The 19,333-nt window shown below is 71.2% G+C and carries 17 protein-coding genes and 1 tRNA gene; 11 read left to right on the plus strand and 7 right to left on the minus strand.

Annotated features, from left to right (window positions below; translation table 11 throughout):
* Positions 1 to 49: 49 nt before the first annotated feature.
* The gene (locus tag OHA05_RS12745) at positions 50 to 571 is read right to left on the minus strand and encodes a universal stress protein (RefSeq protein WP_313949001.1); all 522 of its coding nucleotides are present in this window, start codon (positions 569 to 571) and stop codon (positions 50 to 52) included.
* A 384-nt stretch (positions 572 to 955) separates the two neighbouring features.
* On the opposite strand from OHA05_RS12745, the gene OHA05_RS12750 reads away from it, so the two are divergent.
* The 4 genes from OHA05_RS12750 to OHA05_RS12765 all read left to right on the plus strand — a co-directional run bounded on the left by OHA05_RS12750 (position 956) and on the right by OHA05_RS12765 (position 3,731).
* On the plus strand, positions 956 to 1,339 hold the full coding sequence (locus OHA05_RS12750; RefSeq protein WP_413777849.1) for a hypothetical protein: 384 nt from the start codon (positions 956 to 958) through the stop codon (positions 1,337 to 1,339).
* 386 nt (positions 1,340 to 1,725) lie between these two features.
* Positions 1,726 to 2,934 carry a GlxA family transcriptional regulator gene (locus tag OHA05_RS12755; RefSeq protein WP_313946192.1) on the plus strand — a complete coding sequence of 403 codons (1,209 nt, stop codon included), beginning with the start codon at positions 1,726 to 1,728 and terminating at the stop codon, positions 2,932 to 2,934.
* 10 nt (positions 2,935 to 2,944) lie between these two features.
* Positions 2,945 to 3,547, plus strand: coding sequence for an oligoribonuclease (gene orn / locus OHA05_RS12760; protein ID WP_313946191.1), 603 nt, complete (start codon positions 2,945 to 2,947; stop codon positions 3,545 to 3,547).
* A gap of 111 nt (positions 3,548 to 3,658) precedes the next feature.
* Positions 3,659 to 3,731: transfer RNA gene (locus OHA05_RS12765), tRNA-His, on the plus strand.
* 87 nt (positions 3,732 to 3,818) lie between these two features.
* Here the strand turns inward: OHA05_RS12765 and OHA05_RS12770 are convergent.
* Positions 3,819 to 4,856 carry a LacI family DNA-binding transcriptional regulator gene (locus tag OHA05_RS12770; protein WP_313946190.1) on the minus strand — a complete coding sequence of 346 codons (1,038 nt, stop codon included), beginning with the start codon at positions 4,854 to 4,856 and terminating at the stop codon, positions 3,819 to 3,821.
* 238 nt (positions 4,857 to 5,094) lie between these two features.
* Here OHA05_RS12770 and OHA05_RS12775 point away from each other — a divergent pair, with 238 nt between their 5' ends.
* From OHA05_RS12775 to OHA05_RS12795, 5 genes are all read left to right on the plus strand, one after another.
* On the plus strand, positions 5,095 to 6,405 hold the full coding sequence (locus tag OHA05_RS12775) for an ABC transporter substrate-binding protein (RefSeq protein WP_313946189.1): 1,311 nt from the start codon (positions 5,095 to 5,097) through the stop codon (positions 6,403 to 6,405).
* Positions 6,406 to 6,410: 5 nt separating this feature from the next.
* On the plus strand, positions 6,411 to 7,415 hold the full coding sequence (locus tag OHA05_RS12780) for a carbohydrate ABC transporter permease (protein WP_313946188.1): 1,005 nt from the start codon (positions 6,411 to 6,413) through the stop codon (positions 7,413 to 7,415).
* 10 nt (positions 7,416 to 7,425) lie between these two features.
* Entirely contained in the window at positions 7,426 to 8,280 is an 855-nt protein-coding gene (locus OHA05_RS12785) for a carbohydrate ABC transporter permease (RefSeq protein ID WP_313946187.1), read from the plus strand.
* Positions 8,281 to 8,350: 70 nt separating this feature from the next.
* Positions 8,351 to 9,760 carry a GH1 family beta-glucosidase gene (locus OHA05_RS12790; RefSeq protein ID WP_313946186.1) on the plus strand — a complete coding sequence of 470 codons (1,410 nt, stop codon included), beginning with the start codon at positions 8,351 to 8,353 and terminating at the stop codon, positions 9,758 to 9,760.
* A 112-nt stretch (positions 9,761 to 9,872) separates the two neighbouring features.
* Positions 9,873 to 11,282 (plus strand): S41 family peptidase, encoded by a 1,410-nt coding sequence (locus tag OHA05_RS12795; RefSeq protein ID WP_313946185.1) that lies wholly within the window; start codon positions 9,873 to 9,875, stop codon positions 11,280 to 11,282.
* 78 nt (positions 11,283 to 11,360) lie between these two features.
* Here OHA05_RS12795 and OHA05_RS12800 read toward each other — a convergent pair whose 3' ends face one another.
* The 3 genes from OHA05_RS12800 to OHA05_RS12810 all read right to left on the minus strand — a co-directional run bounded on the left by OHA05_RS12800 (position 11,361) and on the right by OHA05_RS12810 (position 15,093).
* A complete protein-coding gene (locus tag OHA05_RS12800) occupies positions 11,361 to 12,839 on the minus strand; it encodes a glycoside hydrolase family 18 protein (RefSeq protein WP_313946184.1) in 1,479 nt (492 codons plus the stop codon).
* 131 nt (positions 12,840 to 12,970) lie between these two features.
* Complete coding sequence (locus tag OHA05_RS12805) at positions 12,971 to 14,395, minus strand: sensor histidine kinase (protein WP_313946183.1); 1,425 nt, start codon at positions 14,393 to 14,395, stop codon at positions 12,971 to 12,973.
* The gene (locus tag OHA05_RS12810) at positions 14,392 to 15,093 is read right to left on the minus strand and encodes a response regulator transcription factor (RefSeq protein ID WP_313946182.1); all 702 of its coding nucleotides are present in this window, start codon (positions 15,091 to 15,093) and stop codon (positions 14,392 to 14,394) included. The genes OHA05_RS12805 and OHA05_RS12810 overlap by 4 nt, the downstream gene beginning before the upstream one ends.
* A 121-nt stretch (positions 15,094 to 15,214) precedes the next feature.
* Between OHA05_RS12810 and OHA05_RS12815 the strand changes: the two genes are divergently transcribed.
* Positions 15,215 to 15,757 (plus strand): hypothetical protein, encoded by a 543-nt coding sequence (locus OHA05_RS12815; RefSeq protein WP_313946181.1) that lies wholly within the window; start codon positions 15,215 to 15,217, stop codon positions 15,755 to 15,757.
* A 120-nt stretch (positions 15,758 to 15,877) separates the two neighbouring features.
* Here OHA05_RS12815 and OHA05_RS12820 read toward each other — a convergent pair whose 3' ends face one another.
* Positions 15,878 to 16,753, minus strand: coding sequence for a spermidine synthase (locus OHA05_RS12820; RefSeq protein ID WP_313946180.1), 876 nt, complete (start codon positions 16,751 to 16,753; stop codon positions 15,878 to 15,880).
* A 119-nt stretch (positions 16,754 to 16,872) separates the two neighbouring features.
* Entirely contained in the window at positions 16,873 to 17,328 is a 456-nt protein-coding gene (locus OHA05_RS12825; RefSeq protein WP_313949000.1) for a hypothetical protein, read from the minus strand.
* Positions 17,329 to 17,568: 240 nt separating this feature from the next.
* Here OHA05_RS12825 and OHA05_RS12830 point away from each other — a divergent pair, with 240 nt between their 5' ends.
* Positions 17,569 to 18,963 (plus strand): tetratricopeptide repeat protein, encoded by a 1,395-nt coding sequence (locus OHA05_RS12830; RefSeq protein WP_328860640.1) that lies wholly within the window; start codon positions 17,569 to 17,571, stop codon positions 18,961 to 18,963.
* The last annotated feature ends 370 nt before the right edge of the window (positions 18,964 to 19,333 follow it).

Genomic DNA, 19,333 nt, shown 5'->3' on the forward strand with positions numbered 1-19,333 from the left:
GGGCGAATTGACCTGGCGTCAGGGTCAAGAGGAAGGCGCGGGACCGGCGTTACGGGATGACGATGACGGGGCGCTGCGCACGCCGCGCGAGCCGTCCGGCCACCGAACCGAAGATGCGGCCGACGATCCCGTGGGTGGAACCGACGACGATGGCGTCGGCCGAGTACTCCCGGCCGACCTCCTCCAGTTCATGACAGATGTCGCCGCCGCGCTCGACGAGGATCCACGGGACCTCGGTGAGATAGTCGGCGCAAGCCAGCTCCAGGCCGAGGACCTCGGTGCGGTGATCGGGGACGTCCACGAAGACCGGGGGCTCGCAGCCGGCCCAGACGGTGGTCGGCAGCCGGTTCGCCACATGGACGATGATCAGCCCGGATCCTGAGCGTCTGGCCATGCCGATCGCATAGGCGAGCGCGCGCTCACTGGAGGTCGATCCGTCGAAGCCGACGACGACTCCGTGCCGGAAGGCCGGATCGCAGGCATGGCGTGACTGTTCCGCCGCTTGCAGATCCGACGAGGGGTCGGCTACCTGCTTGCGGTCCGCGGGTTCGGGGATTTCGTGACCGGCCATCGGTGTCTCGGCGAAGAAGGTCCTCATCGGGAGGGAACGACATGGCGACGGAGCTGTGTCCGGGAATCATCTTCCCTGGCCCATACCCCCAAGGGTACGGCGACACTCCTCTCCTGCCCAGGCCCTGCCGCCCCAATCGGGCGTTCCAGGGAGCATGCCCGAGGCCGCCCCGTATGGCAATGCCGCTTGGCGTCTACAGCCGTCTGGGCGGGCCTGCGCGGCCGGGTGCCGAAACCGCGCCCGCCACCGGGGTCCGGGGACCGGGTCCGGAGTCCGAGGACCGGGTCCGGGGTCCGAGGACCGGGCCCGGGGTCCGAGTACCGGGTCCGGGGCGGGACCCGCCGCTCGGACGGCCGCCGGGCACCGGGTGCCGCAGTGACCGGAATGGTTCGTTCCTCGTTGGCACCGCGGTCACCCCGCAGCCTCGAGGGAGCTTCCGTGCCCGCACGCCCGTCCACTCCGTCCGCCCGCGCTCCGCACCGCTCGTCCGAGTCGGCGAGCGACGTGGTCCGCTGGGCCGCGTTCAGCTGCTTTCTCGTCCCCGTCGTCCTCGTCGTCTACGGAACGTCCGTCGGCGGGGCCGCCGCGGCCGCCCTCGGCCTCGCCGCCGTCACCGCGGCCTGCCGGATCCTTCTGCGGCACTCCGAGCGCAACGCGGCCCGGGCGCGCGCCGAGAGCCCGGCGCCGGCCCCCTCGCGGCGCGGGCGGCCGGCCGCGGGGGCGCACCGGGGCGCTCGTCACGGCGGAGGTTGTGCGACCGAAGACTGACCCGTTCGCACGCTCACACCCGTATGATTTCAGCCAACTTCACGTCAGTGGCCCCTCCTTGGGGAAATGGCCTGCCAACCCCCTTGCCACCAGGCAAGAAAGGACCATACGCGGCGCTTGCACCCTACGGGGACGGGCCATGCGCGTGAGGCGCACTTCCCTGGGCGGCCGTCGAGTGGAACGCTTCGTGATCGAATGCTTCGCGCCAAGTTGCCATGTCGACATAGCGGGGCATGCCGAACTTGTCACGTCGGCGCCACGGGACACAGTAGATTCGATCATGAGTATCGAAGGCTCGGGACTCGTGCAAAACCGAGGGGAAACGTGCAGGAGCGAAAGGCCCGAAAAGAACGGGGAGACGCGAACACCGAGGGGGGCTTAGCGTCATGAGTCAGGACTCCGCCGCGCCGGAGGCAGCACGAAAGCTCTCCGGGCGCCGGCGCCGGGAGGTCGTCGCGGTACTGCTGTTCAGCGGCGGCCCCATCTTTGAGAGTTCCATCCCGCTCTCGGTGTTCGGAATTGACCGTCAGGACGCCGGAGTTCCTCGCTATCGACTGCTCGTCTGCGCAGGCGAGGAAGGCCCGCTGCGGACCACCGGCGGGCTCGAACTGACCGCGCCGTACGGCTTGGAAGCCATCGGCAGAGCAGGAACCGTCGTCGTACCGGCCTGGCGGTCGATCACTTCACCGCCACCGCCGGAAGCGCTCGACGCGCTGCGCCGCGCGCATGAGGAGGGAGCCCGCATCGTCGGACTGTGCACCGGTGCGTTCGTCCTGGCCGCGGCCGGTCTGCTCGACGGCCGTCCGGCGACCACGCACTGGATGTACGCGCCCACGCTGGCGAAACGGTATCCGTCCGTCCATGTGGATCCGCGCGAGCTCTTCGTCGACGACGGCGATGTGCTCACCTCCGCGGGCACGGCGGCCGGAATCGATCTCTGCCTCCACATCGTGCGCACCGACCACGGCACCGAGGCGGCCGGAGCACTGGCCCGCCGGCTGGTGGTGCCACCACGGCGCAGCGGCGGGCAGGAACGCTATCTGGACAGGTCTTTACCTGAGGAAATCGGGTCGGACCCGCTGGCCGAGGTCGTCTCGTGGGCGCTGGAGCATCTCCATGAGCAGTTCGACGTGGAGACACTGGCGGCCCGGGCGTACATGAGCAGGCGCACGTTCGACCGGCGATTCCGTTCCCTGACCGGCAGTGCGCCGCTGCAGTGGCTGATCACCCAGCGGGTGCTCCAGGCGCAGCGGCTGCTGGAGACGTCCGACTACTCGGTCGACGAGGTGGCGGGCCGCTGCGGCTTCCGCTCCCCCGTCGCACTGCGCGGCCACTTCCGGCGGCAGCTGGGTTCGTCCCCGGCCGCGTACCGGGCCGCCTACCGGGTGCGCCGGCCGCAGAGCGAGCCCTCGCCACCGCCGTCGATGGTGGAGTCGGTCGTTCCTGCCCAGGCCAGGCGTGCGGCAGCGGCGACGGGGCACTCCGGTCCCAGCGCCACCTCGCCCGCGCCGCCGGAACTGGGCAAGCCGCCGTCGGAGGCGTACGCGGGTGGCCACGGCCGCCCGAGCCTGCCCGGCCAGCGGAGCGCGCCATAAGGTAGGACGCATGAACGATCGCATGGTGTGGATCGACTGCGAGATGACCGGGCTCTCGTTGACGGACGACGCACTCATCGAGGTGGCCGCACTGGTCACCGACTCGGAACTGAACGTGCTCGGCGACGGGGTGGACATCGTGATCCGCCCGCCGGACGCTGCGCTGGAGACGATGCCCGAGGTGGTGCGCCAGATGCACACCGCCTCGGGTCTCCTCGACGAGCTCGCGGGCGGCACCACGCTCGCAGACGCCGAGGAGCAGGTCCTGGCGTACGTCCGGGGGCATGTGAAGGAGCCCGGCAAGGCCCCTCTGTGCGGCAACTCGGTCGGCACGGACCGCGGCTTCCTGCTGCGCGACATGCCGACGGTGGAGCAGTACCTGCACTACCGGATCGTCGATGTGTCCTCGGTCAAGGAGCTGGCGCGCCGCTGGTACCCGAGGGCGTACTTCAACAGTCCGGAGAAGAACGGCAACCACCGGGCACTGGCCGACATCCGCGAATCCATCGCGGAGCTGCGCTACTACCGGGAGGCGGTCTTCGTGCCGCAGCCCGGACCGGACTCCGACACGGCGAAGACGATCGCCGCGAAGTACGTCCTGCCTGCGGAGTAGAAGGGATGGCGAGCCCCGGGTGAGCGCCCTCACACGGCGCAACAACCCGGGCGCGAGCACCCTGCCGGACCCTGTACACTTTTTCTCGGCCGGTCGGAAAGACCGGTCGTGGTGGGTATAGCTCAGATGGTAGAGCACCTGGTTGTGGTCCAGGATGTCGCGGGTTCGAGTCCCGTTACTCACCCTTCTCGATCAAGGCCCCGGTCCTCGGACCGGGGCCTTGATCGTTTCCGGCGTCCGCCGCCGGGCCCCGGCGGCGCCCGGACCGCGCCTACGACGAGTCGCGCACGATCAGCTCCGTGGGGAGCACGACCTGCGGACAGCGGCCCGTCCGGCCGGTGATCTCCTGGAGCAGCAGCTCCGCCATCGTGCGGCCCATCTCCTCGATCGGCTGGCGCACGCTGGTCAGCGGCGGGTCCATGTGGCGGGCCACGGCCGAGTCGTCGAAGCCCACCAGCGCCACGTCGTCCGGAACCCGGCGGCCGGCTTCCCGCAGCACCTGACGGGCACCCGCCGCCATCACGTCGGAGGCCGCGAAGACCGCGTCCAGGTCGGGGCAGCGCCGCAGCAGCTCCGCCATGGCGCGGCGGCCGCCCTCCTCGGTGAAGTCGGCCGGCGCCGTCAGCGCCGGGTCCGGTGCCAGACCGGCCGCCTCCAGCGCCGCGCGGTAGCCCGCCTGGCGGCACTGGGCTCCGTACACGTCCAGTCGCCCGGTGATCGTCGCGATCCGGCGGCGGCCACGGCCGGCCAGATGGGTCACGGCGGTGCGGGCGCCCCCGAAGTTGTCGGAGTCCACCGCGACCAGCGTCTCGTCGGCCGACCGGCGGCCGCTGATCACGGCCGGCATGGAGAGCTGCTCCAGCATGTCGGGGATCGGGTCGTCGGCGTGCACGGAGACGAGCAGGACGCCGTCGACCCGGTGGGCGGCCAGATACTGCGCGAGCCGGCGGCGCTCGCGGTCACCGGCGGCGAGCGTCAGCAGGAGCTGCATCTCGGTCTCGGCGAGCGCCGCCCCCACCCCGCGCACCATGTCGGAGAAGTACGGCTCGGCGAAGAAGCGGGCCTCGGGCTCCGGGACGACCAGGGCGATGGAGTCGGTGCGATTGGCGGCCAGGGCGCGGGCCGCACGGTTGGGCACATAGCCCAATTCGGCGACGGCGGCCTCGACGGCGGCCCGGGTGGTCTCGCTGACCCGGGGTGAACCGTTGATCACCCGGGAGACCGTGCCCCGTCCCACTCCGGCGCGAGCCGCGACCTCTTCGAGCGTGGGCCGGCCGGTGCCCCGCCCGCCGTTCCGCGTACGGATCATCCGAGACACCATGTCCGCCTCCCCAGGGCTGCCTGGTCCGAAAACATAACGGGTCGGGTGTCTTGACACCCCCTCAGGGAGCCGCGACCCTTCAACACATCACGCATGGGAGCGCTCCCACCGTACCGGACTCATACACAACCCGCACCTTCCCCGCCCGGGCCGCTCGGCATCAACGGGACTGCTTCGCAGGCTGGTTGACCGGCGGGTCGGCGCGTCAGGGCACAAGGAGGACGCAATGCGCAGGGCAGTCATCCTCGCGGTCGTCGCCGCGCTCGGGGCCGGTCTGTTGGCCGGCTGTGCCGAGGACAGCGACGATCCCGCCGGCAGCTCGTCCGACGACGGCGGCGGGGGCAAGGGCAGGACGACTCTGACGGTCGGGGTCTTCGGGGCCTTCGGTCTCAAGGAGGCCGGGCTCTACGACGAGTACATGAAGCTCAACAAGAACATCGTGATCAAGCAGACATCGATCGAGCGGAACGAGAACTACTACCCGCAGCTCCTCACCCACCTCGGCAGCGGCAGCGGACTGGCCGACATCCAGGCGGTCGAGGTCAACAACATCGCCGAGATCACCGCGACGCAGTCCGGCAAGCTGGTCGACCTGGGCAAGGCGGCGGGCGTGCAGAAGGACGCCTTCCTGCCCTGGAAGTGGGAGCAGGCGACCAAGGACGGCAAGACGATCGCCCTCGGTACCGACATAGGCCCGCAGGGCATCTGCTACCGCAAGGACCTCTTCGCCAAGGCCGGACTGCCCAGCGACCGTGAGGCGGTCGGCAAGCTGTGGGCGGGGGACTGGAACAAGTACCTCGCCGCGGGCAAGCAGTTCAAGGCCAAGGCACCCAAGGGCACGTCCTTCGTCGACTCCGCCTCCGGGGTGATGGCGGCGATCACCGGCAGCAACGAGAACCGCTTCTACGACAAGGACGGCAAGATCGTCTACAAGACGAACCCGGCCGTGAAGGAGGCCTGGGACATCGCGGCGGAGTTCGCCTCCGCGGGACTGACCGGCAAACTCCAGCAGTTCACCCCCGCCTGGGACCAGGGCTACGCCAACGGCACCTTCGCGACCGTGTCCTGCCCGGCCTGGATGCTCGGCTACATCCAGGACAAGGCGGGAGCCGCGGGCAAGGACAAGTGGGACGTGGCAGCGGCGCCCAAGCCCAGCAACTGGGGCGGCTCCTTCCTCACCGTCCCCTCGGCCGGCAAGAACACCGAGGAGGCCGCCAAGCTCGCGGCCTGGCTGACCGCACCGGCCCAGCAGGCGAAGCTGTTCGCCAAGCGCGGCAGCTTCCCGAGCGCCCAGGCGGCGTACTCCCTGCCGGAGGTCGCGGGCGCCAAGCACGCCTACTTCGGCAACGCGCCCATCGGGCAGATCTTCTCCAAGGCCGCCGAGGGTGTGCCGGTCCAGATCCTGGGGCCGAAGGACCTGATCATCGCGCAGAACCTGGCCGACATCGGAATGCTCCAGGTCGACCAGAAGGGCCGTTCCTCGCAAGCGGGATGGGACGCGGCCGTCAAGGCGATCGACAACGCGCTGGACCAGTGACCGGTATGGCAAGTGACGCACCGGCCGCCGCGCCCTCCCTGGGGGAGGAGGGCGCGGCTCTGCGCCCGCCCGAAAAGGCGGGGCACGACGAGCGACGGCGGGCCAGACGCAGCCGCCGCTACCGGCAGGACGTGCGGTGGAGCCCGTACGCCTTCGTCGCGCCGTTCTTCCTGTTCTTCCTGGCCTTCGGGCTCTTCCCGCTCCTCTACACCGGCTGGGCCTCGCTGCACCGGGTGGAGCTGACGGCGCCCACCGACATGGAATGGGTGGGGCTGCGGAACTTCTCGCGGCTGCTGGAGGACGAGTTCTTCTGGAACGCGCTCCAGAACACCGTCACGATCGGGCTGATCTCCACGGTGCCGCAGCTGCTGATCGCGCTCGGCATCGCGCATCTGCTCAACTACCGGCTGCGCGGCTCGATGTTCTTCCGGGTGGCGGCGCTGACGCCGTACGCGACCTCGGTCGCCGCGGCCACCCTCGTCTTCGTGCTGCTCTTCGGGCGCGACTACGGAATGATCAACTGGGCGCTGGGCATGGTGGGTTTCGACCACATCGACTGGCAGAACGGCCGGTGGACCTCGCAGCTCGCCGTGTCCACCATCGTGATCTGGCGCTGGACCGGGTACAACGCGCTGATCTATCTGGCCGCGATGCAGGCCATCCCGAACGACCTGTACGAGTCGGCGGCACTGGACGGGGCCTCGCGCTGGCAGCAGTTCCTGCATGTCACGGTCCCCTCGCTGCGGCCGACGATCCTGTTCACCTGTGTGGTCTCGACGATCGGCGCGACACAGCTGTTCGGCGAGCCGCTGCTGTTCAACGGCGGTGCGGGCGCCACCGGCGGCGCCGACCACCAGTTCCAGACCCTCGGCCTGTATCTGTACGAGCAGGGCTGGGTGAATCTGCATCTGGGCCGTGCCTCGGCGATCGCCTGGGCGATGTTCCTGATCCTGTTGGTGATCGGCGCGGTGAACTGGCTGCTCGCCCGGCGTCTGAGCAAGAGTGCGTAGGGGGACGGCCATGACGAATCCGCTGAGCGCCAAGCGTGCCGGACGCCAGTTCCACGGCGGCCGGATCACCCATGCCGTCCTGATCCTCTTCACCATCGGCTCGCTGTTCCCGCTGGTGTGGACGGCGGTGGCGGCCTCCAGGAACAACTCCCGTCTCGCGCAGACTCCCCCGCCCTTCTGGTTCGGCGGCAATCTCTTCAAGAACCTGGAGATCGCCTGGACCGACGCCAACATGGGTGCGGCCCTGCTCAACACCACCATCGTCGCGGGCTCGATCGCCGCGGGGACGGTCCTCTTCTCCACCCTCGCCGGCTTCGCCTTCGCCAAGCTGCGGTTCCGGTTCAAGAACCTCCTGCTGCTGCTGGTGATCGGCACGATGATGGTGCCGCCGCAGCTCAGCGTCGTACCGCTGTACATGCTCATCGCCGAACTGTCCTGGACCGACCAGCTGCAGTCCGTCATCCTGCCCACGCTGGTGAGCGCCTTCGGGGTGTTCTTCATGCGCCAGTACCTCGTCGGGGCGCTGCCCACCGAGCTGATCGAGGCGGCCCGGGTGGACGGCGCGAACAGCTGGCGCGTGGTGTGGCACATCGTCTTCCCCGCGGCGCGGCCGGCCATGGCGGTGCTGGGGATGCTGACCTTCGTGATGGCCTGGAACGACTTCTTCTGGCCGATCATCGCGCTGACCCAGAACGGCAGTCCGACCGTGCAGGTCGCGCTGACCGGGCTCGGCCGCGGCTACATCCCCGACCAGTCGGTGATCATGGCGGGCGCGCTGCTGGGCACGCTGCCGCTGCTCATCGCCTTCGTCGTGTTCGGCAAGCACATCGTCGGCGGCATCATGCAGGGCGCCGTCAAGGGCTGAAGCCGGGGCCGGGCCCCGTCGCTCCCCTCTGCCGTCCTCTCGTTCCTACATCCATGTTGGGAGCTCATCCATGTCCGTCAGCTTTCCGCCCGGATTCCTGTGGGGCACCGCGACCGCCGCGTACCAGATCGAGGGCGCCGTACGTGAGGGCGGCCGTACGGCGTCGATCTGGGACACCTTCAGTCACACCCCGGGCCGGACCGAGAACGGGGACACCGGCGACATCGCCACCGACCACTTCCACCGCCGCGCCGCGGACGTGCGGCTGATGGCGGACCTGGGGGTGGGCGCCTACCGCTTCTCGGTGTCCTGGCCGCGTGTGCAGCCCACCGGCCGCGGCCCCGCCGTCCAGCAGGGCCTCGACTTCTACCGGGGCCTGGTCGACGATCTGCTCGACCACGGCATCCGGCCGGTGCTCACGCTCTACCACTGGGACCTTCCCCAGGAGCTGGAGTCGGCGGGCGGCTGGCCCGACCGGGAGACGGCGTACCGGTTCGCCGAGTACGCCGGGATCGTGGCCGGCGCGCTCGGCGACCGGGTGGACCTGTGGACCACCCTCAACGAGCCCTGGTGCAGCGCCTTTCTGGGCTACGGCTCCGGTGTGCACGCCCCCGGCCGCACCGACCCGGTGGCAGCCCTGCGGGCCGCGCACCATCTCAATCTGGGCCACGGCCTCGCCGTCCAGGCGCTGCGCGCCTCCCTGCCCGCCGACGCGCAGCTCTCCATCAGCCTCAATCCGAGCGTCGTCCGGCCGCTGAGCCAGAGCCCCGGGGACCTGGACGCGGCGCGCCGTATCGACGCGCTGGCGAACCGGGTGTTCGCCGATCCGCTGCTCCGGGGCTCCTATCCGGAGGACCTCTTCACGGACACGGCACGGCTCACCGACTGGTCCTTCGTCCACGACGGCGACACGACGGCGATCCGGCAGCCGCTGGACTGGCTGGGGCTGAACTACTACGCGCCGGCGCTGGTGTCGGCCGCCGACGGTGGCACCGCCGAGCGCAACGACGGCCACGGAGCGAGCGAGCACTCCCCCTGGCCGGGCGCCGACGCGGTCACCTTCCACCAACCACCCGGCGAACGCACCGAGATGGGCTGGTCGATCGACCCGACGGGACTGTACGACCTGCTGATGACCTATACGCACAAGGCGTCGGGCGTGCCGCTGATGATCACCGAGAACGGGGCCGCCTGCGACGACAAGCCGGCCGCCGACGGCACGGTCCACGACCCGGAGCGCATCGCCTATCTGCACGGCCATCTCGCGGCGGTCCACCGGGCGATCGCCGACGGAGCCGATGTGCGCGGCTACTTCCTCTGGTCCCTGCTGGACAACTTCGAGTGGTCCTACGGGTACAGCAAGCGCTTCGGGGCGGTGTACGTGGACTACGAGACCCAGGTCCGTACGCCCAAGTCGAGCGCGCGCTGGTACGCGGAGGTGGCACGGACGGGTGCGCTGCCGGGTGCGTCCCCGGCCTGACCGTCCGGGGGTTGTCCCCACCCCCGAGTGACCTGTGGGCGCCATGTCCCCGGCCGGGCTGTCCGGCCGAGGATGGGCCGAAGAGATCAACGGCCCACGGGGAAGGCACGACATGCGGTTCGGAATCGGTTCGGGAGCACGGCGCGGGACCGTGGTGGCAGCCGCGTTGCTGGCTGTCACCGCGGGCACGGCCCTGCCCCTCACACAGGCCGAGGCATCGCCGGGCGGGACACCGAGCGGGATCTGGCAGGTCGACGGGTACGGCGCCGTCCTCTCCCTGGACGGCGGCCGGCTCCAGGAGTACCAGGTCACCTCCGTCAGCTGCATCAAGGGCACCTCGGCGGCGCGGACCGGCAGTGGGCACGGCACCACCCGGTATCTGACCCCGGGCGGCGATGTGTTCACCGTGCGGCCCCAGGAGCGGCCGGGGCGGGCATGGATGCACATCGACGGCTCGCCCGGCGACCGCGGGTTGCGGCGCATCGATGCTCTGACCGCCGCCTGCCGGACGGCGCCACCGACCGGACCCGTCGCCACCTTCGACGTCCTGTGGCAGAGCTTCGAGGAGAACTACCCCTTCTTCGCCGCCAAGGGGATCGACTGGGACGCCGTACGCGAGCGCTACCGTCCCCGGGTCCACGCGGGGACGACGGACTCCGAACTCTTCGCCCTCTTCCGCGAGATGCTCACCCCGCTGCATGACGCCCATGTCGGTCTGGCCGAGGGTGACACCCGCTGGGGCAGTGTCCGTCCGGGCACGGTCATGCCCGACGAGGATCTGGACGCCAAGGTCATCTCGCATGTCGAGGAGCACGATCTCGGGGGCGCGAAGCTGCGTATGTTCGCCGGCGGCAGGATCGGCTACGCGGAACTTCCCGGAAATCGCGGGTACTTGCGGATCTCGGGCTTCGGCGGCTACAGCGGGACGAACGACTTCGCCGCCAACAGCGCCGCTCTGGACGAGACGCTCGATGCCGTTCTCACTCCCGCGCACACGGCACGGCTGCGCGGGCTGGTCATCGATCTGCGGATCAACGGCGGCGGCTCCGACGCCCTCGGGCTCCAGCTCGCCGGGAGGCTGACCGACCGGCCCTACTACGCCTACGCCAAGCGGGCCCGCAACGACCCCGCCGACCCGGCGCGGTTCACCCGTCCCCAGCCGCTGTACGTCCGGCCGGCAGACGCGCCCCGCTACACGGGCCCGGTCGCGGTACTGACCGGTGGGTCGACGATCAGCGCCGGCGAGACGTTCACCCAGGCGCTGATGGGCCGCCCGGGCACGACGGTCCGGATCGGGCAGCACACCCAGGGCGTGTTCTCCGACGCACTGCCGCGCACGCTCCCGAACGGTATGACCGTCCTGCTGCCCAACGAGGAGTTCCTGACCCGCACCGGGCAGACCTTCGACGGCGCCGGCATCCCGCCGCATCTGACCGAACCGGTCTTCACCGACGAGGAGTTCGCGAAGGGACGCGACTCCGCGTTCGACCGGGCCGTCGCCGTTCTCGGCCGCCGGGACTGACCCTCCGGCCCCTGGGGAAAAGCGCGTCCCGGCCGGGTGGGGGGAAGTCCGGCCGGGACGCGGGTGGGGGCGGAGCGGCTACTGGTAGGCGGCGAACGCCTTGGTGAAGGCCAGCGGCTGCTGGAGGATCGAGCTGCAGGTCGCGTCGGCGGCCGGCTTCTCGCCGCCGGGGCACTGCTTGTCACGGGTCGAGGACCACATCGACAGCCAGCCCATGTCCTTGGACGTGGCGAACTCCACCAGCTGCGTCGCGTCCTCGACCGTGAAGATCTCGGTCACGACGTCGTTGACGCCGATCATCGGGGTGACGGCGACGGCCTTCCAGGCAGCGGCGTCGGAGAGCCCGAGGACACCCTTGATCTGCGCCTGGGTGGCGGTGGCCGCCTGGATCGCGTAGTCACCCATGTCGTCGCTGAAGGCCGGCCCGTAGTCCATCGCCATGATGTTGACCGCGGAGACCTTCACCCCGTTCTTCTTGGCGTCGGCGACCAGGTCCACGCCCGGCTGGGTCAGCCCGGTGGGCATCACCGGCAGCGTGAAGGAGACATCCAGACCGGGGTGGGCCTTCTGGAGCTGCGCGATCGCCTGCGAGCGGCGGGTGTTGGCCGCTGTGTCCGGCAGCGCGGCGCCTTCGATGTCGAAGTCGACCTTGGTCAGCTCGTAGGTGTCGATGACCTTGCCGTACGCCTTCGCGAGCTCGTCGGCCGAGGAGCAGTTCAGGCCCAGTTCGGAGCCCGCGGCGCCGCCGAAGGAGACGCGGACGTCGCCGCCCTTGGCGCGCAGGGCGCCTATCTGGTTGGCGACAGCGTTGTCGCCGAGCCCGGTGACGCCGCCCCACAGCGGGGCGCAGCTGCCGCCGGAGGTGATGAAGGCGAGGTTGAACTCCTTGACGCCCGTCTTGGTGACCGTGTCGAGCATGTCGTACGACGGGAAGAGCGAGGTGTCGATGTACGGGGCGTAGCCCGCGGCCGCCTTGGTGCCGTTGCCCGGGGTCTCACTCGGCGTCGGGGTGGGCGTGGCCGTCGTGGTGGGGGTCGCCGGCTTGGTGGGCGTGGCCGTGGGGGTGGGCTTCGGCTGCTCGGTGGGCCGGCCGGTGGGCTGCGGGGTGGCGCCGGTGTCGAGGGAACACGTGGCGTCGTTGATGAGACAGGACGTGGGGTCGGCGGCCGTGGATGTACCGCTCGCGGAGGTGACGAAGCCGACGGTCACCGACGCGCCGGGCGCGAGCTCCTTGTTCCAGCTCGTGGGCTTCACGGTGACGTGCTGCCCCTCGACCGTGTGCTCCCCGTTCCACAGGGAGCTGATCGTGGTCCCGGCCGGGAGGTCGAATTCGAGCGTCCAGCCCGACTGGGCCTTCTCGGTGGCGTTGGTGACGACGTACTGACCGGTGTAACCGCCCGTCCAGGAGCTCGTCTTGGTGTACGCGGCGCCGACGGCGGCGGCCTGGGCCGTCCCCGTCAGGGCGAACGCGGCGCCGCCGGCCACCGCGGCGGCGACGAGCGCGCCGATCGCCTTGGTCTTGCCGCTCGCCGTGCGCCGGTGCGTACTACTGCCCATTGCGTGCCTGCCTCTGTCTTACGGAAGTGGGGGGTGTGGCAGCACGCTAGCGAGACCGGAACGGACAAATGACCGGTTCAGGGCGGGGTTCGACCTTCTTATGACGCCGTTAAGGAAGGCATCGGAGCCGGTTAATGGTCGGGGCCGCCGACCCGGGAGTGCGAGCGGGAAAGGCGCCCGCGCCGCCGTTCGGTGCCGCGGTGACCCCGGCGGCGCTCGCCCTGCGCGCCCTGGCGGGGGCCGAGGCCGAGCCACAGCCGTACCTCCGTGCCGCCGAGCACCGAACTGCCTATCCGTACGTCCCCGCCCGTCGACTCGGCGACCCTGCGCACGATGTCGAGGCCGAGGCCCGTCGAGCCGTCCCTGCCACCGCTGTTGCCCCGGGCCATCGCGGCCTCCGGGTCGGTGATGCCCGCCCCGGCGTCGGAGACGAGCACGATCACGGCGTCGTCGCCGTTGTGTACGTCGACCGAGAAGGCCGTGCCCTCGGGGGTGTGACGGAAGACGTTGCCGAGCAACGCGTCGAGGGCAGCGGCCAGTTCGGGACGGGCGACCGGGATGCGTACGGGACGGTCGACGCCCGCGACCCGCACCTTGCGGCCCTCGTCCTCCGCCAGCGCGGACCAGAAGTCCATGCGTTCGCGGACGACTTCGGAGGCGTCGCAGCCGGCTCCCGGGCCGTTGGCGACGGTCTGCGGCTTGGCCTCGCGCGCGGTGCGGATGATCGTGTCGACCTCCCGCTCCAGCTGCTCGACGGCGGTCCTGGTCTGCTCGGCCGCCGGGCCCTCGCCCAGCGAGGCAGCGTTGAGGCGCAGCACGGTCAGCGGGGTGCGCAGCCGGTGCGAGAGGTCGGCCGCGAGCTCCCGCTCGTTGGCGAGAAGCTGGACGACCTGGTCGGCCATGGCGTTGAACGCGATCGCGGCCGACCGCAGTTCGGTCGGCCCCTCCTCGGGGACCCTCGCCCCCAGCCTGCCCTCGCCGAGGTCGTGGGCCGCGCCCGCGAGCCGCTGCGCGGGCGTCACCATCCGGCTGCCGAGGCGGTCGGCGACCGCGACCGAACCGATGATCAGGGCGATGCCGACGCCACCGAGGACCAGCCAGGCGGTGCCGACGCCGTTGGAGACCTCGCCCTCGGGCACGAACACCTCGACGACCGCGATCTGGCCGGTGCCGATGGCGGTGGGCTGCAACAGGGCGGAGCCGCCGCGCACTTCGGTGACGGAGGCGCGGCCGAGGCGCTGGGTGGTGGCGAGGTCGGCCGTCGCGGCCCGGCGGATGCCGATGTCGACGGGCACGCTGCCGGGTTCACCGGAGGCCGGGACGTGCACGGCCATCCGGCCCGCCGCTCCGGCCTGGGTCGACATCACGGCCCGCTCCAGCGGGTCACGCTCGGCGGTGATGGAGAGGGTGGGGCCGATGGCGGCGGCCTGGCGCTCGGCGTTGGAGAAGGCGCGGTCGCTGGCCATCTCCTTGATGACGAGCCCGAGCGGTACGGCGAAGGCCACCACGACCATCGCCGTGACGGCCAGCGAAACCTTGACGAGTGCCCATCTCATCTCATGTGTCCGTTCGGCGGTTCCAGCTTCACTCCGACTCCCCGCAGCGTGTGCAGATAGCGGGGCCGTGCCGCGGTCTCACCGAGCTTGCGCCGCAGCCAGCTCAGATGGACGTCGATCGTCTGGTCGTCGCCGTAGCTCTGCTGCCAGACCTCGGCGAGGAGTTCCTTGCGCGGGACGACGACTCCGGGGCGGCCGGCCAGAAAGGCCAGCAGGTCGAACTCCCGGCGGGTCAGGTCCAGTGCCGTGCCGTCCAGCTCGGCCTGGCGGCGCAGCGGGTCGATGGACAGACCGCCGACCTGGATGACGCGCGAGGGCGGTACGTCGCCGGCGGCGACGCGCGAGCGGCGCAGGACGGCGGCCATGCGCGCGGACAGGTGCTCCACCGAGAAGGGCTTGATGAGGTAGTCGTCGGCACCGTCGTTGAGCAGCCGGACGATCTCGGTCTCGTCGTCCCGCGCGGTCGCGATGATCACCGGTACATCCGTGATGCCCCGCAGCATCTTCAGCGCCTCGGCCCCGTCCAGGTCCGGCAGACCGAGGTCGAGAATGACCACGTCGAACCGGAAATGGGCCACCTCACGCAGCGCCTCCAGGGCCGTGCCGACGCTCCGTACGGTGTGGGAGGCCTCGGTCAAGTGCCGGATGAGGGCGGAGCGCACGAACTGGTCGTCCTCGACCACGAGCACACTTGCCATGGGCGGCACCGTACGCCATACGGAGTACCGCGGTCGCCATCCGGAGCAGGTCGCTCACGATCCGGAACGGCTCGGTCCTCTCCGGGACACGGGTGGGGCGCGTGGTGCAGTATGGGCAACGATGCGTAGAGGACTTGTACATGCCATGGCGTGGTCGCTGTCCACCGGGGCGGCGGTCACGCTGTCGTGGTGGGGCGTCCACACGGTGATGTCCGGGACCGCTTACGACCGGCCGCGCGCGCTGCCGATCAGTGCGGACACGGCGACCACGCAGGGCTCGAAACCGCAGGCCTCGTCGACACAGGAGCCGCCCGCACCGCCGTCGAGCCCGAGCCCGTCGAAGGAGCGGAAGCGGAGCCCGTCGACCACACCGTCGACGGGAAAGTCCGACAAGTCCGAAGCGCCCTCGTCCGCTTCGCCGCCGCAGCAGTCCGCCCCGGCGGGCAGCGTGAAGGGCTACACGGTCGACGGCGGCCGGGTCGTGTTCGACATCCGCGACACGTACGCGGAGCTGGCGTCGGCGACGCCCGACGCGGGCTGGCAGATGCAGGTGTGGAAGCAACCGGAATGGATCCGGGTCACGTTCACCAAGGACGGGCGGGAGTCGTCGGTGTTCTGCACCTGGAACGGCCATCCGCCGATGGTGCAGTTCGACAAGCGTTGAGCGCGGTGCGCGGGTGCGCGATGCGTTGGATGCCGTGAGTGCGTTGGATGCCGTGAGTGCGTTGGACGCCGTGGCGAGCGGGTCTGCCGTGCGCGCCCCGCGGTCAGCGCGGTCACCGCGTCAGCGGAAGACGGCGGGCGGAGGCGCCGGTGAGGGCTTCGCGCTCGCGTCGGTGACCGCGGCCGCGCCCCCCGTGAAGTCCATGAGCGCCTTGCCGTGCTCGACCCGGCCGGGATGCGGGTCGCTCGCGACGCGCCGGGTGAACTCGGCGACGGGCAGCGGCACGTCCGAGGCCAGCAGCACGGCGTTGCCGAACCGGCGGCCGCGGAAGACGGTGGGGTCGGCGGCGAGCGCCAGCTCGGGGAACAGGCCCGCCGCGGTGGCCACTTGGGCGCGCAGATGCGCGAGGGGCGGACCGTCGGCGAGGTTCGCGGCGTAGTGCCCGCCGGGCCGCAGGACACGGCGGACATCGGCGAGGAACTCCGTACTGGTCAGATGCGCGGGGGTACGGGCACCGCCGAACACATCCGCGATGACGAGATCCGCCCAGCCGTCCGGCACCTTGGCGAGCCCCGCGCGGGCGTCGCCGGACCGTACGCGTATACGGGCGCCCGGGTCCAACGGCAGATGTGAGCGCACCAGTTGGACCAGGGGTCCGTCGAGCTCCACCACCTGCTGGGTCGACCGGGGGCGGGTCGCCGCGACATAGCGGGCGAGCGTGAAGGCCCCGCCGCCGAGGTGGACGACCTGAAGGGGCCGGCCCGGGGGCGCCACGAGATCGACGACATGGCCGAGGCGGCGCTGGTACTCGAAGGACAGGTGCGCCGGATCGTCGAGGTCGACATGCGACTGGGGCGCACCGTCGATGAGCAGCGCCCAGGCACGCGGACGCTCGCGGTCCGGTATCAGCTCCGCGAGTCCGCCGTCGACCTGCGCGACGACGGGCTCGGGGCCGCCGACACCGCCACCGCCCTTGTTCCGCCTGCTCTTCGCCATCCCTCCATTATCGGGCCCGGCGGGAGGGCGGCGCCTGCGGTGCGGTGGCGGCCGCGATGGGATGCGTTCGGTTGCGGTGCCGGTGCGGTGCCGGTGCGGCCGGCCGGCCGCGGGGGCCGCTACCGGCGGCTGTCCGCCGCTTCGATCAGCCGGGCCGCCTCGCCCAGCGCCTCGCGCAGCACCTCCGGGTCCGTGACCTCGTCCGCGCCGCCCGGCGGCAACAGCCAGCCACTCCCGCGCACCGGCGGTTCGGCGGGGATCCGCAGCCCCCGGCCGGCGGTCTGCGTGCACGCGCTGCCCGGCATGTCCCAGCCGTCGGCCGTGCCCGGCGGAACCAGAAAGCCCAGGGTGTCGCACTCACCGTCGTGGAGCACCGGCCCGACGGCCGGGGCGGCGGTGCGGCGCAGGATGTCGACCGCTTCCAGCCCCTGGCGCGCCGGGACCGTCACCAGGTCACAGCCGCCGTCCGGGCCGTCGCCGCCCGGTGGTGCGCTGCAGTCCTGGCTGGGCAGGTGCCGAGCCGTCGTCGCCGATGTCGCAGGCGCCCGGACGCCGCCGTTGGCGCTGGTCTCCATGCCGACCTCCAACAAGGGGATCGCCTCCTCGCTCGAGTGGAAGCACATACCGAGCCTCCATGGAGTTCAACGCCCGTACGCGTCAAGGGCTACGGCGGCACGCCGCCGCAAAGGGTGGCACTTCATGGCAGATCGCGGGTGAGTTATCCCTTTTGTAGGCAAACCCTGCGTGTGCGGGTCGTCACAGCAGGTACGTTCTTGCTCCGCCGGAACACGGCTGCACCAAGAGAGGGCTCGGCCATGGCGTCGTCGTCACAGGCAGCACGGGCAGTTCCCAACCTCGCCTTCCGGCGGTTGCGCGGGCAGCGATCGCCGGGGGAGTTCGCCGCGGCCGTACGCAAGGCGGCGCGGGAGATCGGCGAGCAGGTCTCCTGCGACGCCCGCTACATCGGGCGCGTGGAGGCGGGCGAGATCCGCTGCCCCAACTACGCGTACGAGCGGGTCTTCCTCCATATGTTTCCCGGTCTCGCTCTGGGGGACCTGGGGTTCACGGCACGAGAGCAGGTGCGGGGCGGGGCCCGGTGCCGGCCGCGCGAGCAGGCTCATGAACGGGCTCACGAACAGGCTCTGGACACAAGGGCGTTCGGCTTCGCCGCCACGACTCACACCGACACCGACAGCGACGAGGAGAGCGACGTGCTGCGTCGCGCATTCATGACGAGCGGCACCGCCACGGCGGCGGCCGCGTCCCTGGGGCTGAGCTCCATGGCCGTGCCCTCGCAGGGCCGCCGCAGGGTCGGCGAGCCGGAGGTGAAGGCCGTCGAGGAGGCGGTACGGCGGATCCGGCTGCTCGACGACCGGCACGGCGCGGACGGCCTGTACCGGCGTGCCGCGCAGCCGCTGCGGGCGGCCTACGCGTTGCTCGACGCGGGGATCACCGCCCGGCGCTCGACCACGGACCGGCTCCACTCCGGCGCCGGTGAACTGGCCATCTCCGTGGGGTGGCTGGCGCACGACTCGGGCCGGTTCGACGACGCGCGGTCGCACTACGCGGAGGCGCTGGCGACGGCGCGGGTGGCCGGGGACGCGGCGCTGGAGGCGCACGCGTTCTGCAACACGTCGTTCCTGGCGAGGGATACCGGCCGGCCCCGTGAAGCCGTCCGCTCCGCGCAGGCCGGCCTGCGCGCGGCCGGGCACCTGTCGTCCCCGCGGCTGCTGGCGCTGCTCGCGCTGCGGGAAGCGGGGGGCTGGGCGGGGCTGGGGGACCGTGCGGGCTGCGAACAGTCACTGGCGCGGGGGCACACGTACTTCGACCGGGGGGCGGGGGCGGCGGACCCGGAGTGGATGTCGTTCTTCGGCGAACCGGAGCTGGAGTCTCTCCAGGCGCAGTGCTGGGCGACGCTGGGCGACTGGCCGCGCGCGATCCGCCACGCACGGCGTGCGGCGACGCTCCAGGACCGGCGTTTCACCCGCAACCTCGCGCTGTACCACGCGGAACTGGCGACGGACCTGGCCCACGGAGGCGCCCCGGACGAATCGGCCTCGGCGGCGGAGGAGGCGCTGGATCTGCTGGACGGGGTCCAGTCGGCGCGCATCCAGGCACTGCTGTCCTCGACGGCGAGGACGTTGAGGGGGCATCGGGGGGCGAGGGGGGTGGGGGCGTTCTTGCGGCGGTACGAGGAGGTGCGGGTGTAGGGGGTGCGGGTCCTTCGGCCTGGGCCGGGTGCTTGAGCCTCGGGTTCCTGTCCAGCGTCGGGCGCTTCGGCCTGGGGCGGCTGCTTGAGCCTCGGGGCTTGTCCGGCGTCGGGTCCGGGGGCCCTCCGGGCTCGACTCCTCGGGGTCGGCGGCCTACAGGTCCCTTGCGTTGGTCACCCAGGTCTTGCCGCCGATCCCCTGCGGGGACGACCCTGCACGCCCCCTCCCGGAGGTCGACGACGAGACCGGTGGCGGCGCGGGCCCATGCGAACCAGAGCCGGTTCGGGGCAGCGCGATGGGATGCCCCGCGTGAACCTCACCCGCACGTGACAGTGCCGTCAGCCCGGCGCGAAGCCCGCCGCGGGCAAGG

The sequence above is a fragment of the Streptomyces sp. NBC_00306 genome (genome assembly GCF_036169555.1).
Lineage (GTDB): Bacteria > Actinomycetota > Actinomycetes > Streptomycetales > Streptomycetaceae > Streptomyces > Streptomyces achmelvichensis.

Coding starts and splice junctions, on each gene's coding strand:
- OHA05_RS12755 (WP_313946192.1), top strand. CDS start 1,726: ATGAGTCAGGACTCCGCCGCGCCGGAGGCAGCACGAAAGCTCTCCGGG.
- OHA05_RS12790 (WP_313946186.1), top strand. CDS start 8,351: ATGTCCGTCAGCTTTCCGCCCGGATTCCTGTGGGGCACCGCGACCGCC.
- OHA05_RS12785 (WP_313946187.1), top strand. CDS start 7,426: ATGACGAATCCGCTGAGCGCCAAGCGTGCCGGACGCCAGTTCCACGGC.
- OHA05_RS12825 (WP_313949000.1), bottom strand. CDS start 17,328: ATGGAGACCAGCGCCAACGGCGGCGTCCGGGCGCCTGCGACATCGGCG.
- orn (WP_313946191.1), top strand. CDS start 2,945: ATGAACGATCGCATGGTGTGGATCGACTGCGAGATGACCGGGCTCTCG.
- OHA05_RS12805 (WP_313946183.1), bottom strand. CDS start 14,395: ATGAGATGGGCACTCGTCAAGGTTTCGCTGGCCGTCACGGCGATGGTC.
- OHA05_RS12800 (WP_313946184.1), bottom strand. CDS start 12,839: ATGGGCAGTAGTACGCACCGGCGCACGGCGAGCGGCAAGACCAAGGCG.
- OHA05_RS12830 (WP_328860640.1), top strand. CDS start 17,569: ATGGCGTCGTCGTCACAGGCAGCACGGGCAGTTCCCAACCTCGCCTTC.
- OHA05_RS12745 (WP_313949001.1), bottom strand. CDS start 571: ATGGCCGGTCACGAAATCCCCGAACCCGCGGACCGCAAGCAGGTAGCC.
- OHA05_RS12820 (WP_313946180.1), bottom strand. CDS start 16,753: ATGGCGAAGAGCAGGCGGAACAAGGGCGGTGGCGGTGTCGGCGGCCCC.
- OHA05_RS12810 (WP_313946182.1), bottom strand. CDS start 15,093: ATGGCAAGTGTGCTCGTGGTCGAGGACGACCAGTTCGTGCGCTCCGCC.
- OHA05_RS12750 (WP_413777849.1), top strand. CDS start 956: ATGGTTCGTTCCTCGTTGGCACCGCGGTCACCCCGCAGCCTCGAGGGA.
- OHA05_RS12775 (WP_313946189.1), top strand. CDS start 5,095: ATGCGCAGGGCAGTCATCCTCGCGGTCGTCGCCGCGCTCGGGGCCGGT.
- OHA05_RS12795 (WP_313946185.1), top strand. CDS start 9,873: ATGCGGTTCGGAATCGGTTCGGGAGCACGGCGCGGGACCGTGGTGGCA.
- OHA05_RS12770 (WP_313946190.1), bottom strand. CDS start 4,856: ATGATCCGTACGCGGAACGGCGGGCGGGGCACCGGCCGGCCCACGCTC.
- OHA05_RS12815 (WP_313946181.1), top strand. CDS start 15,215: ATGCGTAGAGGACTTGTACATGCCATGGCGTGGTCGCTGTCCACCGGG.
- OHA05_RS12780 (WP_313946188.1), top strand. CDS start 6,411: ATGGCAAGTGACGCACCGGCCGCCGCGCCCTCCCTGGGGGAGGAGGGC.